This window comes from Acinetobacter sp. AG3, from assembly GCF_022343575.1.
GTDB lineage: Bacteria > Pseudomonadota > Gammaproteobacteria > Pseudomonadales > Moraxellaceae > Acinetobacter > Acinetobacter guillouiae.
Map to the genome: position 1 here is coordinate 651,836 of NZ_JAKQZD010000001.1, position 14,749 is coordinate 666,584.

18 protein-coding genes are annotated in these 14,749 nt (G+C 34.5%); 13 read left to right on the forward strand and 5 right to left on the reverse strand.

The features are described 5' to 3' along the window. The first annotated feature begins 41 nt into the window (after positions 1-41). From L3V46_RS03080 to L3V46_RS03110, 7 genes are all read left to right on the forward strand, one after another. On the forward strand, positions 42-731 hold the full coding sequence (locus L3V46_RS03080; protein ID WP_239044892.1) for a hypothetical protein: 690 nt from the start codon (positions 42-44) through the stop codon (positions 729-731). A 17-nt stretch (positions 732-748) separates the two neighbouring features. After that, complete coding sequence (locus tag L3V46_RS03085; protein ID WP_224964277.1) at positions 749-1,543, forward strand: hypothetical protein; 795 nt, start codon at positions 749-751, stop codon at positions 1,541-1,543. A 30-nt stretch (positions 1,544-1,573) separates the two neighbouring features. Continuing rightward, the gene (locus L3V46_RS03090; RefSeq protein ID WP_239044893.1) at positions 1,574-2,182 is read left to right on the forward strand and encodes a transporter; all 609 of its coding nucleotides are present in this window, start codon (positions 1,574-1,576) and stop codon (positions 2,180-2,182) included. 31 nt (positions 2,183-2,213) lie between these two features. After that, a complete protein-coding gene (locus L3V46_RS03095) occupies positions 2,214-2,936 on the forward strand; it encodes a hypothetical protein (RefSeq protein WP_239044894.1) in 723 nt (240 codons plus the stop codon). 59 nt (positions 2,937-2,995) lie between these two features. Continuing rightward, positions 2,996-3,679, forward strand: coding sequence for a hypothetical protein (locus L3V46_RS03100; protein ID WP_239044895.1), 684 nt, complete (start codon positions 2,996-2,998; stop codon positions 3,677-3,679). 119 nt (positions 3,680-3,798) lie between these two features. Then, positions 3,799-4,506, forward strand: a complete 708-nt coding sequence (locus L3V46_RS03105) for a hypothetical protein (protein WP_239044896.1) — start codon at positions 3,799-3,801, stop codon at positions 4,504-4,506. 284 nt (positions 4,507-4,790) lie between these two features. Further along, positions 4,791-5,150 (forward strand): SseB family protein, encoded by a 360-nt coding sequence (locus tag L3V46_RS03110; protein WP_239044897.1) that lies wholly within the window; start codon positions 4,791-4,793, stop codon positions 5,148-5,150. Here L3V46_RS03110 and L3V46_RS03115 read toward each other — a convergent pair. Continuing rightward, a complete protein-coding gene (locus L3V46_RS03115; RefSeq protein ID WP_205622318.1) occupies positions 5,147-6,082 on the reverse strand; it encodes a tRNA-dihydrouridine synthase in 936 nt (311 codons plus the stop codon). The two genes, L3V46_RS03110 and L3V46_RS03115, sit on opposite strands and share 4 nt — an antisense overlap. A gap of 314 nt (positions 6,083-6,396) precedes the next feature. Here L3V46_RS03115 and L3V46_RS03120 point away from each other — a divergent pair, with 314 nt between their 5' ends. Both L3V46_RS03120 and L3V46_RS03125 read left to right on the forward strand, forming a co-directional pair. Then, positions 6,397-7,086 (forward strand): hypothetical protein, encoded by a 690-nt coding sequence (locus tag L3V46_RS03120; RefSeq protein WP_227504258.1) that lies wholly within the window; start codon positions 6,397-6,399, stop codon positions 7,084-7,086. A gap of 1 nt (position 7,087) precedes the next feature. Continuing rightward, a complete protein-coding gene (locus L3V46_RS03125) occupies positions 7,088-7,288 on the forward strand; it encodes a hypothetical protein (protein WP_034615735.1) in 201 nt (66 codons plus the stop codon). Positions 7,289-7,394: 106 nt separating this feature from the next. Here L3V46_RS03125 and ccsA read toward each other — a convergent pair whose 3' ends face one another. Next, the gene (ccsA, locus tag L3V46_RS03130; protein ID WP_004724062.1) at positions 7,395-8,204 is read right to left on the reverse strand and encodes a cytochrome c biogenesis protein CcsA; all 810 of its coding nucleotides are present in this window, start codon (positions 8,202-8,204) and stop codon (positions 7,395-7,397) included. Between the two features lie 144 nt (positions 8,205-8,348). On the opposite strand from ccsA, the gene ffh reads away from it, so the two are divergent. Next, positions 8,349-9,755 (forward strand): signal recognition particle protein, encoded by a 1,407-nt coding sequence (gene ffh, locus L3V46_RS03135; RefSeq protein WP_004817818.1) that lies wholly within the window; start codon positions 8,349-8,351, stop codon positions 9,753-9,755. A 136-nt stretch (positions 9,756-9,891) separates the two neighbouring features. Next, positions 9,892-10,497, forward strand: coding sequence for an alpha/beta hydrolase (locus L3V46_RS03140; RefSeq protein WP_004817816.1), 606 nt, complete (start codon positions 9,892-9,894; stop codon positions 10,495-10,497). 7 nt (positions 10,498-10,504) lie between these two features. On the opposite strand, the gene L3V46_RS03145 is transcribed toward L3V46_RS03140, so the two are convergent. The 3 genes from L3V46_RS03145 to L3V46_RS03155 all read right to left on the reverse strand — a co-directional run bounded on the left by L3V46_RS03145 (position 10,505) and on the right by L3V46_RS03155 (position 13,052). Continuing rightward, positions 10,505-11,176, reverse strand: a complete 672-nt coding sequence (locus L3V46_RS03145) for a membrane-binding protein (RefSeq protein ID WP_239044898.1) — start codon at positions 11,174-11,176, stop codon at positions 10,505-10,507. A gap of 86 nt (positions 11,177-11,262) precedes the next feature. Beyond that, a complete protein-coding gene (locus tag L3V46_RS03150) occupies positions 11,263-11,994 on the reverse strand; it encodes a type III pantothenate kinase (protein ID WP_239044899.1) in 732 nt (243 codons plus the stop codon). Positions 11,995-12,296: 302 nt separating this feature from the next. Continuing rightward, entirely contained in the window at positions 12,297-13,052 is a 756-nt protein-coding gene (locus tag L3V46_RS03155) for a biotin--[acetyl-CoA-carboxylase] ligase (RefSeq protein ID WP_239044900.1), read from the reverse strand. A gap of 30 nt (positions 13,053-13,082) precedes the next feature. On the opposite strand from L3V46_RS03155, the gene L3V46_RS03160 reads away from it, so the two are divergent. Further along, complete coding sequence (locus L3V46_RS03160) at positions 13,083-13,886, forward strand: sulfite exporter TauE/SafE family protein (RefSeq protein WP_004724050.1); 804 nt, start codon at positions 13,083-13,085, stop codon at positions 13,884-13,886. Between the two features lie 160 nt (positions 13,887-14,046). Further along, a complete protein-coding gene (locus L3V46_RS03165; protein WP_004724049.1) occupies positions 14,047-14,742 on the forward strand; it encodes a GntR family transcriptional regulator in 696 nt (231 codons plus the stop codon). Positions 14,743-14,749: the final 7 nt, after the last annotated feature.

Below are 14,749 nucleotides of genomic sequence, written 5' to 3' on the forward strand. Positions count from 1 at the left end.
AGCAGAGTATCACTTATAAATAAGCTTTTAGTTGTTCAAACATGTGGGACCACCTCTTTATAAAGCATGCTGATATCATATTAATACCAGTAGTTACTGAGTATAGAGGTGGAAAACCTGTTTTACCAGATCGTGTTGATGCATATGAACATTTAATAAAACGTATATCATTTAATCAAGCTTTAATTCGTGCAGAAATAAAAAGAGAAACAATATTTGATTTAACAAAATATCAATCAGATCCTTTAGTTAATATTATCCAGAGTTCAACATATACGACACCAGCATCAGATTTTGCAAGAGCATTGCGAGAATTATATAATAAATATGGTCCAATACAGGTCAATGGTGGAATAGACCTTAACGGTAATGGAACTTCAAATAGCAAAAAAACATTTGTATTTCTTACTACAAAGCAAACAGTTTCAGGTGGTGTTTGTACATTAGATGGCTATGTATGGGGCGATATGGTTGTTGTTTTTAAGTCAAATTTGAATCATGCACATTCTTATCCTCATGAATTAGGTCATTCTTTTTCATTACCTCACACCTTTCAGACAGGTAATTTAGCAAAACATACTTTTTATCAAGGATATACAGAAAATTTTATGGACTATTGGAGTGATGGTGCAGGTCAGCCAAATAAATTTCATGATAAAAAAATAAAAAGACCATTTACTTTCTATAAATGGCAATGGGATATTATGCGTCAAGATAAAAGTATGATTTAGAAATAGGTGAGAAAAATATGAATCATAATATTGTTTTTACTATTATAGTTGTGCTTTTTAATAGTTTTATGGTTGCTTGTAACTCTAGTGTTGATAATTTAAATGATAAAAAATCATTGGGAAGTGATAGTGGTTCTGAAAATTTTAATGTAAAAAAAGAGAAAAATATTGAAAGGAGTAAGGAATATTATATTTTTAAAAATAATAGTGAACCTCTAATAGCCCCAGAAGTGGATTTTAGTAAAAATGCCCCTGTGAATCAGCTTAAATTGGAAGCTATTTCTATTGATTTTTATAGAATTAAAAATGAAATTTTAAAATCAGGATACATTGAGCATAAGGAAAATGCTCCCTTGAGTAAGAAACGTTATGAAATTGAACCAAATTCATATGGTATAAATAAGATCTTCTTTTTTGGTCGTGGTGACGAACTACCTGAAATCTCATCTACAATATATTCAACTGGAGAGAATCTTAAGTCTCAACGTAAAATAGTAATCTATTTAGGTCATGATTATGATGAAGTTACTGGAAGATATAAGAAAATTAATTTGGACCCAGAAGTTCCAATGATCTTTACAAATATTTTAGAATTGAATGAAAAAAATTTAATGGATGTTTACGAAAAACTATTGCAAGAGCACATAACAGATATTGAGAATAGAGTACATAAGTATGGAAAATTTTTAGTCACAAATAGAATTGAAGTTTCAGGTTTTTGGTTTGAGTTTAATACTGATCAAACAAATAATTATACTGCCTTTTATATTTATAAGAGTAATGGTGTGCCAAAAGTAAATGCTAGTGATTAATACATTAGTCAATAACGAAAAAAGGTTGGAATGAAAAAAATAATTTTAGTACTACTTTTTGTTTCTCTTGTATTTTATGTTTCTAAGAATAAATCTGATATTAATTTTGAGAGTATGGAGGCAAGTGAAAACAGAGTAAATGACCCATGCGCTAATGCGGATTGTACACCAGATGAATTTAATTCACCCTACTATAAAATTCCATATGAAAAATTAAGAGATTTAGAATTTTTAAATTATGGAGATTTTGGTGTCGTGTTGTTAAATAACGGTATTTTAAATTCTGAGGTTTTAAAAGAGTATAATTTTAAAGATAAAGATAATTCAAACTATATAGATTTTGAAAATGAAGCCATGTTAACAATTAATCCGAACCCATCAAATGGTAAGGTGAAATCAATAGATTATGATTTTTCTATGTGTTCATCAATCAGCTCAATAGATATAGATAGAATAAGGAAAATATTAAAAATATTTCAAAATAATAATTTAGAAAATAGTTTTTTTAAATTTGATTTTACTAAAAAAAATAATGAAGATTCTTTAACCAATACATCGCATGGGGAAAATGGAATTATTTATGAAATTTCATGTAATATTAAATCTGAAAAAGGTCAATTTCATATTTACAAGAAGTAGAAAATTTTTAATTTAAATAGGAGCTTAAATAATGATATTTATAAAAATTAATTATAAAAAATATCATTTGGCTTTAATTTTATTTTTTATCGTTGGCTGTGATGAAAACCTAATTTATTCACGTAGTAAAACTGATGAGGCAATAAATAAATTTTGCCTTACTCCTGAGCCTAATGTTAGTTTGGATATAAATAAATATTTACCATTTGAAAGTTCAATGGAGAGTCCTATAGAAAAAAACTTAGGAATAAAGGTTAGTGATTTTTATAATAAAATTCAAAAATCTACTTCCTTGAATAATATGAATGTATATGAAAATCAAGGTTATATCGATATTGTTGATGATAACTACGATGTAGTAGGCAAAATTCTAATTATTTCAGCAGGCACTTATGTTAAATATATTAATTTTGAAGTTAGATCTGATCCCCAAATTTTTAAAGGGAAACTTATAAAAAGTGCACTTATAGATGTGATTTCTGCAGTAAGTGATACCGATTCTGAATTAATCTATGACAAAGTTTTAAGTAATTTAATTAACAATATTAAGGATGGTAAATTTAATCCTCGAACTGGTATATATTCAGGTTCTTTTGATGAGAATGAAGTTGTATATGAAGTATCTACAATTAATAAAAAATTTATTGCAGCTAAAGTTGCTAGTGGGGAAATTAAAGATATCGATTGCAAAACTAAAAAATACAATGAATATAAAGATTTGGAATTATCACTTTTTTCAATATTCAAACATTAATCTTAATGATTTTGACATCAGTTATGATTATTTTTTAGGTTGTTAGAGATGGTGGTGTTATGAAATCTTTCATTTTGGTGATAGCTTTAATACATCTATCAGCTTGTTCATTTGACTTTAATAAGACGAAGTGTAATGTAGAGGCTGATGAAAAAACAAATAGTGAAGATGGTTATGATGTTAAAGTTGGAAAAAATATTTCTAGTTTTGTAGATGAAAATAGAATTTTTTTAAATTATGATCAAAAAGAAATAATTAACAGATATAAAAAATTAAATAGCAATTACATGGTGTTAAAGGTTATAGATAGTTTTTCTCCTGAAAAAGGTTTTAGTGATGGTACTGTTAATAATAATGTGAAGAAGAATTTTGATTACATTTCCCGTCTTTCAGCTAATAGTAACTTAAAGGGTAATCATATATTTTTTAGTAGTGATAACTATGTTCCTTATAGTGAGCAATTAGAAGAAAAAATTGTATCTATGGTTAAAGATCAGATTTATGTGGTAAGTGGTGATAACGTGGGTGGGGAAGATTTGAATAGTAAAGTTAGTACTTTTATAAAAAAACTAAAATGTAGTAATTCAAATGAGCCTGAAGTGGAAGAATGGAATGTAAATGATATGCACATTGTTTTGGAAGCTGATGGAAAACAAATTAAAAATAGGAAATATAATAGTTTGAATTTTTTTATTTATTTTACAAAGAAAACGGATAAAAAATATGAAACATCAATATATTAGTTTTCTATATGTTTGCTGTTTAAGCTATCTTGGAATCTGACCAGAATGGTTTGTAGAGAAGGGTCAAGTCAATAGCTGTGCTTATACTGTATGCTATACAAAATTGGCAGATAAAAATTATGAAAAATCATTATATTATTAAACTTAAAACTGTATTCCTGATAAGTTTTTCTATGACATCCTATAGCTTTGGAGCGAATGTAGAAAATCGAATTTTTAATTTTGAAGATAAAGAAATATCGGCTTTATCTTCTGAAATAAATTATTCAAGATTTGCACCAGTAAACCAGCTTAATTTAAAAGCAATGTCTGTAGATTTAGGTGAAATAATAAAGAACCTTGAAAAAAAAGGTTATATCAATAGGGATACAGTCTCGAATAGTAAACGCTATGAAGTGTTAGCCTATGGATTGACGACCAAGAAAATTTATTTTTTTAATAATAGCAGTCAAACACCTGATCTCTTTTCTGAGATTTATGCAGCGAACTCTAAATTTAATCAACTCAAAAGTATTCGTCTAGGGTTAAGTGTTGAATACAATGGGAAAAGATTTAAAAAAATGAATACAGATCCGATTGTTCCCACAAGTTTTATTTCTGCTTTGAATGTGATTGATGAGAGGAAATCAAAAGAGGTGTATGTTTCACTCATGAAGCAACATATTTTAAATATAAAAAATAATGTGAATGAGTATTGTGAATTTTTAGTGACGACGAGAGTAAATGTTAAGGATTATTGGTTAGAATTAAATACTGAACTCACAAAGAATAATACTTATTTCAATATTTACCAAAGCAAAGGAATTCCTCAAAAATGTAATTTGTGAAATTCTTTGTTTGGATTTTTTGCTTAGTCCCTTTTCTGGCATCCTGTGGTGATTATAGAAAAACTAATAGTGATGGTGATTTCGTATCCCCTCAGCAGTAGATGCTTTATGAATATAGTTTCCTAAACGAGATTAAAGCTTTTATAATAATTTAAATTCAATAACTTAAATCTTGATAATTTAAAATTCGAAGCTTTAGGATATCCAATTGAGCACTCAGGTCAATTCCATATCTACCGTGAATAAGCTATATTAATGATACCAAAAAATAGACAATCAACAACATGCAAAATTTACAACAACTCTTTATCAACACTCAAGAAAACTATGAATTGATCCCTGATTTTATCGATCTGCTTTTAGCATCGGATATTTATTGTTTAGGAGCACAAGATCAGCATAAAAAAATTCAATTCCGTATTTTAGAAACACCAGAAGGTGATCAAGCAATACCATTCTTCATAGAACTAGAAACCATTCAAAATGATATTGGAGTCGATGCTGAATATATCACTTTAAATACACGGCAGTTTTTTGAAATGACTCAGGGGGCAACATTGGTATTGAATCCAACTTCTGAATTATCAAAAGAATTTCAACCTGAAGAAATTAAAGCAATTTTAGAGATTGATGAAGCAATTTAAAAATGTGCAGGATTCAATTTCTCCAGCACTTCATCAATTTTTTTTAATCGTTTGATTTCATCCCATAAGGCTTTGGCTTCAGGGTAATGCTTAGACATCATCCCAATCCATTGTTTATAACGGCCGACCATGTTCAGCTCTTTTTTATATGGGCCATTTAAAAAACGAATTTGTAAATTTAATAGTTCAGACCAAGTGATAAGTGGTTCATCCGTATTTTTACGAATGCACTGTGTGAGATCTGGTGTAGTCACAGCACCACGACCAATCATCAAATCTTGACAGCCTGATTCAAGTTGGCATTGCTTCGCATCAGCATTGGTCCAGATTTCACCATTGGCAATCACATTGATCTTGAGTGCTTCACGAATCGGCTGTAGCTGATCCCAAAATGCTGGTGGGGTGTACCCATCAGCTTTGGTCCGAGCATGGACTGTGACCCAAGCTGCGCCAGCATCTTCAATGGCATGCGCATTTTCAAGGGTAAAATTTCGATCCATATAACCTAAACGCATTTTTGCAGATACAGGGATGTGATTGGGTACAGCATCACGTACAGCCTTGACCAACTCATGTACAACCTCAGGCTCATCGAGAAGTACTGAACCGCCTCTATGACGGTTTACTGTTTTGGCAGGGCAACCAAAATTCATATCGATTGCAGGAGCACCTAATTCAGCAGCGCGTACCGCATTGGCTGCGAGCATTTCAGGATTATTTCCTAAAAACTGAACATGTACTGGTGTGCCAGCAGCTGTCTTGCCTTGATTGTTTAATTCTGGACAATAACTATGATAAACATGGTCAGGTAAGACCGAATCCGTTACACGGATAAACTCAGTCACGCACCAGTCAAAGCTACCGACATGTGTGAGAACGTCACGCATGATAGGGTCGGTTAAGCCTTCCATTGGGGCGAGTATAAGTTTCACAGTTGTTACCTGATGAAGTAAAAAAAGCGTTATACGGTTTTTTTAATTAGATGTCTAGTAAATTAATTAAAGTATAATGGATTAAGTTAATGAAAAATATTTTTTTCTACATTTAGAACTTGTTCGCTATAAATAAGAAAATACTATAATAGTAAAGTTTTTTGAAATTTTTTTGTTAAAAATAACTTTATTTTTAATGTTTATATTTAAAAAAATAAATTTTAAAATGTAATTAAATAATAAAAAAGGAGGTCAGTAATTAAAATAATTTTTAAAAGCGTATTTATATAATGAAGTAATAAGAAGGGATTATTATGAAGTATTTAATATATTTATGTGGATTTTTTTTTCTAACAGGATGTACTAACTTAGTGACTCAAAAAAGAGCTTTAGTTGTAACTGATACAAAGAATCCTAATGTTAAAACGATGAGTATTCCGATAGATATACGTTTGTCACGTAGTATTACAGCTTCAGACGGAAAAATTTATACTTGTGACCAGCCTATGCCAGATGTCGCTAGATCAGATTCTTTTGGGTCAAAAGGAAATCTAACTGCAAAGCTGGCTGATTCAGGAGGAGTATTGAAACAAGATATAGGAGGAGAAGGTAACATTAATTCATCAACAGCTGTTCTACAATTGAATGGCCGATCTTCCGCAGTGTTATTAGCTCGCGATTTAATGTATCAAGTATGTTTAAGTTCAGCAAATGGTACTTTTACTGCTCAGGAAGAATTTTTTAAAGGCATTTTAAATATTGTGGATAAGGTCGCCGATAAGGAGAAAGCAACAGCAGAAGCAAATCAGTTAGCAACTCAGGCCTTAGTTTTGAGACCAGAAATTGTTGAAAATAATAGAAAATCTTTACTTGGAGTAAGCTTAGTTGGTATAGCAAAAAACTATCATACATGTTCAGTTGATGCGGAGAAAAATAAAGATCAGCCGAATAATTGTGATAATGAGTTAAATAAGGAAATTAAGCTAAAAATAGAGGGGAAATAAAATGAAAGCAGAAGCCTTAACAAATGAACTGTTAGATTATTTAATGACGCCTCCAAAAACTTTTTTATATTGGCGTATTAAAGATACCTATCTAATTGTTGCAATTATTGAAGAATGGGATAAAACGACAATCACATTAAAAACTGAAGAAGGAATGGTTTCTAAAGAAAAACGTGTAGATGTTAAAATAATGGTTCCTTAAGACTTATGCCTTATTTTCTTTATAATAAAAGAAAATAAGGCTGATTTTATTCAAGTTACTTATTACAAATAAATTTAGAAAGCATTCAGTAAAATTAGTACATAATTTAGCGATGTAAAATCATTTCCAAAACAAATTTAGAGCCAATAAAGCCAACTGCCAATAAAAAGAATCCAATCATGGTAAAGCGAATGGCTTTTTGACCACGCCAGCCAAACTTATAGTGACCAATTAACAACGCACCGTAAACAAACCAAGACACAATACTAAACACAGTCTTATGTGCTAGGTGCTGTGCAAAGAAGTCATCAATGGTAAAGAAACCAAAACATAGGGCGACAGTTAATAAAACAAAACCAGTAATGAGCATATCAAAAAGTAAGGATTCCATGGCTTGATATGACGGTAAGAAGTTGACCCAAATACGTTTTTTTTGTTTCTTTTTGAGTTCGCGGTTTTGAAACCAAATCAAAACGGCTTGTATGGTTGCCATGAGTAAAACGGCATAAGCAGATAAAGACAGAATGATATGGATGTCTAAACCGATAGAATGCTGTTCAATAAATTGATCTGGTTTACTAAAACAAAAACCGAGAATCAAACCAAAGGCGGCAACAGGAATTCCAATCAAATTTAGTGAAAGAACAGGACGATAGGTACTATAAAGCATACTTAGAACCAACATTAACGCAGAGGTAAAAGACATCAAGTTAAAGACGTCGTAATTAATCCCTAGTGGTGTAAGTATGTCGTTATGCAGTACACTTGCATGTAATATCAGCCCTAAACCTGACATGATGCCAATAAACCAAGGGTTTGCGGAACGTTTAGCCATTAAGTGCATGAACAAATACCAAAATGAAGAGGTATAGGCAATTAATGCTAAAATCGTATAAACCAAGGGTAGGCTAATCATGTCAAACCTTTTTCAGGATGATGAATATTCATGTTATAAGATATAAATTCCATGTGAACTACAGTATCCTATAGCATCTTGAGCATAAATTTTCTATTTTAAGAAAGATTTTTTTGCTACTAGCTATTTTAAGCGGATTTTGCAATGTTTGATACCTTAACAGAACGACTCACGCAGAGTCTCAGAAATGTTACTGGCTCTGGGCAGCTAACCGAAGATAATATTAAAGATACCTTACGTGAAGTGCGTATGGCACTTCTTGAAGCCGATGTTGCTTTGCCTGTAACTCGTGAGTTTATTGCGAAAGTTAAGGAAGAAGCATTGGGTCAAGAAGTCATGACTCAGCTTTCACCAGGTCAAGCTTTCGTTAAAATTGTGTATGACGAACTCACCAAAATGATGGGTGAGGCAAACGAAAGCCTAGACTTAGCTGCAAAACCACCTGTTGTGATTCTTCTCGCAGGTTTACAAGGTGCTGGTAAAACCACGACAGCTGCAAAACTTGGGCGTTTCTTAAAAGAACGTCAAAAGAAAAAAGTGGCGATGGTTTCTGCCGATGTTTACCGTCCAGCTGCGATCAAGCAACTGCAAACAGTTGCTGCTGAAGTGGGTGTTGATTTTATTGAATCGGACGCTTCTGAAGATCCGATTAAAATTGCACAACGTGCAATTGGTCAAGCCAAAATTAATTTTAACGATGTTTTGATTGTCGATACAGCAGGTCGTTTGCATGTCGATGATGACATGATGGACGAAATTAAAGCATTACACGCTGCAATTGGCCCAACAGAAACCCTATTTGTCGTTGATGCAATGACAGGTCAGGATGCGGCAAATACCGCTAAAGCTTTCAATGATGCATTACCATTAACGGGTGTTATCCTCACCAAAACCGATGGTGATGCACGTGGTGGTGCGGCGCTTTCGGTACGTGCGATTACCGGTAAGCCAATTAAATTCTTGGGTATGGGTGAAAAACTCGATGCCTTAGAGCCATTCCATCCTGAGCGTGTTGCACAACGTATCTTAGGTATGGGTGACGTACTTTCTTTAGTCGAAGAAGTTGAACGTAAAATCGACAAAGAAAAAGCCGAAAAAATGGCGAAAAAATTGCAGAAAGGCGGGAGCTTCAACTTTGAAGACATGCTGATGCAATTTGAACAGATGAACAAAATGGGCGGTATGATGGGCTTCTTGGATAAGTTGCCTGGCATGAGCAATTCAGGCATTCAAGATGCGATTGCACAAGCAAATCCTGAAAAGCAAGTGAAAAAGATGGAAGCGATTATTCAATCGATGACCATTAAAGAACGTCGTAACCCAGACTTAATGAATCCGAGCCGTAAAAAGCGTATTGCAGCAGGCTGTGGTATGGATGTGGTTGAAGTCAATAAACTGATCAAACAACATGCGCAAATGGCGAAAATGATGAAGAAGTTTGCTAATCCATCGGGTATGGCAAAAATGATGCGCTCATTGGGCGGAATGCAAAAACAGTTTGGCGGTGGTGGCGGTATGGGACCATTGTTTGGTAATAATGATAAAAAATAAGTCTCATTTTTTTTATAAAAAGCGCCTTAGGGCGCTTTTTTGTTAAATAAAAATAACATACTTTTGTTGGCTGTTTAGATATTCTGAGCCCATTATTTGAATATGATTTAAACAATAATTGATAAGAAGTTGATTTATGAAAAAAGTATTTATCGTACACGGTTATAAAGACTCCCCTGAACATCATTGGTATCCGTGGCTAAAGCAACAAGTATTGTCTACAGGGCATGCATGTGAAGTGATTGATCTAGAACATCCAGAGCAGCCCCAATATGAGCTGTGGAAGCATAATATTACGCAGCAAATTAAGTCACTCAATGACGATACCATCATTGTGGCACATGGCTTAGGAGGGATTGCCAGTCTGGATTTTCTTTCAAGTGAATTATTGGGGCGAAAATTAGGTGCTTTGTTTTTGGTTGCGGGATTCAGTAAAAACTTAGCCGTTTTACCTGAACTTAATTTATTTTTACAACACGCTCGGGTCGATGATGCGCTGCTCAGAATGAATATTCTGAATCGCTTTATCTTTTTCTCCAACAATGATCCTTTTGTGCCAGCGCCTGTCAGTATTCAATTGGGTTATTCGCTGAATTCACAAATGATTGAAGTGAAAGGTGCAGGGCATTTTATGGCAACAGAGGGCTATACCAGCTTAACTGTACTTTGGGAAAAGTTAGCAGTTTTATTACAACCTGAATCTCAAACTGGTACTCAGGCTGCATATTCGATTTTATCGTGATGCTGTTTTATTGATTGAGCTTTTGATAAAGCTCGTCAAGAATCTCCTGAGCGTGTTGCTCATCTTGAATCAAATTGCCTTGTTGATCCCAAACTTTACTGTCCAGAATCGAATAATCTTCACTTGGGCTTAATTTTAGTTCAGCTGCAGGTTTGCCATCTTCATACCATACCTTTTGAACGATGGGCTGATCATCTGAATATTCTTCCTGTAGCCCAAGTTGACCATTTGAATAGTATGTTTCAGTTTTTCCAACTGATCTCTGGTCTTGGCTGGTCGATTTAAAGCTGACTTTTCCATTTTCAAAATAGCCCACAACTTCACCGTCGACATATTTACTATCAAAGCTATTTAAGCCTTGAGGGGCTTTAATCCAAAATGGGTCAGATTGTTTTTTACGACTATTTTGATAGAAGTCCTGAACTAAGAAACGGCCATCTTTATCACGACCTAATAATTTTCTGAAATATCCATTTTCTACAGGTGTGAGTGAATAACCCTGATCCATGACTAAGCCGCACCCACAGGCTTCTTCACCTGCATCTGGAGCAAAGTAAGCAATAACGGGTTCAGTTGTTGCCATGGTTGTTGAAGGTGAGTGCGTGGTTTGTAAACTGGTACAACCCACCATTGTGAAGCTCATTAAACAGGCACTAAGCAGTAAGGGTATCGTTTTCATAATGATTGCTCTTTTATCGTGTTTATGGTTGTGTTTATTTATTAAAAATGGAAGATTGCTGATCTTCCATTAAATTGTATTTAGGTTTAAGCGGTTTGTCGATCTATATAGAACTGTAAGCCTTTGAGTAATAAATCTGATTCAATTCTTGGTTGATATTTCTCTAGAAATTGTGCAAATAGATTGGCATCACCACCTGTTAAAATAAGCTTGCGTGGTTGTTGCTCAAGCACTTTTTCAATGGTGCTTAACAGCCCCAAGAAAATGCCATGATGTACTGCATCTATGGTGTTCCGACCAGGACTTAGCTCTGAAAAAGCCGCATCTGGAATTTTAATACCTTTGGTTTTTTGAATTAAAGAATCACGTTGTAAATAGAGGTTAGGCAGAATATAACCGCCTAAATGTTGTAAACCTTGGGTTAAATCAATTGTTAAAGCTGTGCCGCAGCTAATCACACACAAGTCATCATCAGCTTTCGCCACTGCCAAAACTTGTAACCAACGATCGATCCCAAGTTGTTCTATATGGTCATAGCCACAACGTAATCCTGCATATTCAGCATGCACTTTGGCAAAAGTTACCGGAATATCGAGTAATTTTAAAATCTGGACAATGCGTTCGTTGTTCTTTTTATCTTGGACTGAGGAAATTCCAATTTTGTCTAAGCCTAAACCACGGAAATGTTGAATTAAACCCAGTAGCAGATCCGCAGGGGATTGGAGATGTAATTCTGCTGCCTTTTGGATAATTTGATTATTTTCAGTAATCCAATATTTTAGACGGGTATTTCCAATATCTAACCAAAGTGCTTTCATGATTTTGCCTAATTGAAACTGAACACAATCTGCATAATTATTTTATTTGAAAATATTGAACGACTTAGAGAACATCTCAATCTGATCAATCAAATAGGGCAAATAACCTGCGGTTCATTTTGCTGAACGTTGTTCCGTACTGTTAGTAACTGTTTGCTATGATCTTTGGATCAATACGATTACTGCGCAATATATAGCGAAATGTATAGCGAAAAAAGCCCTGTTTTAAATAATTGCCGATCACTTTTTCACGATACATCTGATCAATCCATCTCATTTTAGACAATAGATCACATCGTTATTTATGCTTCAGCTAAGCGTAAACGCCCTTGATAGACATTGACTAAGCCTTGAGCTGTCAATAAATTCAGTGCGCCATCATCAGAAATTCCTTTGAAAATACCTTCAATTGAATTTTGAATTTGTTCAAAATGAACCTGTTGATCCATAAAGGCAGCATAGTGATTAAATCGTGCTGCAAGGTTATAACAACCATGATCAAACCATTGTCCAGCTTGTTGAATTGCCAAATACATTTCTGCAATGATTTGGATTCGATTTGGAAATTGTAGGCCTAATTGCATTACTGAGGTGGCTTGTTGGGTCACATTTTCTTTGGGGATCGGAAATAAGTTGATCCCGATTCCAACAATGGCTTGATGTGGTGAAATGGGCTCAACCAAAATTCCGCCCCACTTTCCTTGAGGGCTATATAGGTCATTGGGCCATTTAATTTGTAATGCTGGTAAATTCTTAAGTGTTGGCATTTGTAAGATATTTAAAGCAATTTCCAATGCTAAACGCCCATCTAAGGCTGTTCGAGTTTCAAGCAATGTGCTTAAATAAATGTTACCAATTGGCGAAACCCATTCCCGTTGGTGCTGACCTCGTCCTTGAGTCTGAGTTTCACTACAGACCAAAACTGTCTTGACGCCGCTGAGCGCAATTTCACGCACATCATCATTGGTCGATGCTGTCGTCTGCTTTAAAAGCAGCACTTCAGGGAGTTCATTTGCTTGTGTAAGAAGTTGTCTAAGATGACGAGTCTCTAAATCCATGTTGAATCTGAGAAGAGTGAAGGAACATTTATGGAGTTAATCATATATTTAGGTATTGGTGCAATCGCAGGATTTGCCGCAGGACTATTTGGTGTTGGTGGTGGCTTAATTATTGTACCAATTCTCTATGTGGTCTTTACCAAAATGGGCTATGATCCTTCGGTCATTATGCACATGGCATTGGGAACTTCACTTGCAACAATTATTGTAACTTCAATTAGTTCCGTAACAGCGCATCATAAAAAAGGTGCAGTACTTTGGAATGTTTTTAAAAACTTAGCCCCAGGTTTGGTGATTGGCTCATTTATTGGTGCTGGCATTGCAGATATTTTATCAGGTCAGCATTTACAGCTGATTATTGGTGCTTTTGCAATTTGGGTGGCATTTAAAATGTTTAAGGGAGCCAATGTCAAAGTCGATGAATCTAAACAATTACCAACTGCACCTATGCAAATGCTGGCTGGTGGGGGAATTGGAGTTGCATCGGCAATTTTTGGTATTGGTGGCGGAAGTCTGACCGTTCCCTATCTCAACAAAAATGGTGTGGTGATGCAAAAAGCCGTTGCAACATCAGCAGCTTGTGGTCTACCGATCGCAATTGCGGGTGCGCTCGGTTTTATGTTCTTTGGTGCACAAGAACCAACCGAAATTAAAAATTCAATTGGTTATGTGCATATCTATGCCTTTATTGGGATCAGTGTAATGAGTTTTATCACTGCCAAATTTGGCGCAAAGGTGGCGCACGCACTTTCTCCAGCGATGTTGAAAAAATGCTTTGCATGCTTACTTACAGTGGTCGGTCTTTATTTTATTTATCAAGGTATTACTAAGTAGATTCCGATCAATGGTACTTTTTCTAAACACTGAGTTGACTTAAAATACATTAAAATTGTCGGACAATGTCATGGTTTCAATTGAATTAAATCAGGTACAACTAAAATAATGACAATTGACATTGTCCAAGTAAAGAATAATAAACCAAGATAGGAATTATATGCATTCGGAAGAAGTGGATAGCCTTTCAGAACAGATTGCCAAACATATTAGTGAACAAATTATTAGTGGCGAGTTGGTTGAAGGGGAAAGAATACAAGAACTACGTATTGCCAAAGAACTGGATGTCAGTCGTGGCTCGGTACGCGAAGCCCTTTTGCTTTTAGAAAGAACCCATCTGATTGAAATTTATCCTCGTCGTGGTGCAATTGTCTCAGAAATGTCAGCACAACAAGTCCGTGCATTGTTCGATACTAGCGCATTGTTATTAGGTCAAATCGTGCAACGTATGAGTGAAACATGGCGCAATCATGAAGCTGAAGCGATTCAGCAGATGATGAATCATTTGGTTGAGCAGGTGAAGCAAGGCAATACTGAAAAGTTTTATGATGGCATATTTCAATTTTTATCAGGACAACAGGACATGGTTGGGAATCCCTACCTGATGAAATTTTATAAAGAGTTGTTACCCTCCCTACGAAGAAGTTATTTTTTAACCTTAAATACTTCAAGACGCGAGCTTCAAGAAGCTTTAGAATTGCTTAAGTTGGTGATTGACGCAATTTTAATCCGAAAATCACAACAAGCTACTTTATTTATGGAAGATTTTTGTCGACACTTACGTAATCTGGTGTTGGAATCTCTGACACGGATGAAACAAATCGAACTCGCTTGGGCGCGGAGATCGCGTCGGTAATTACTAG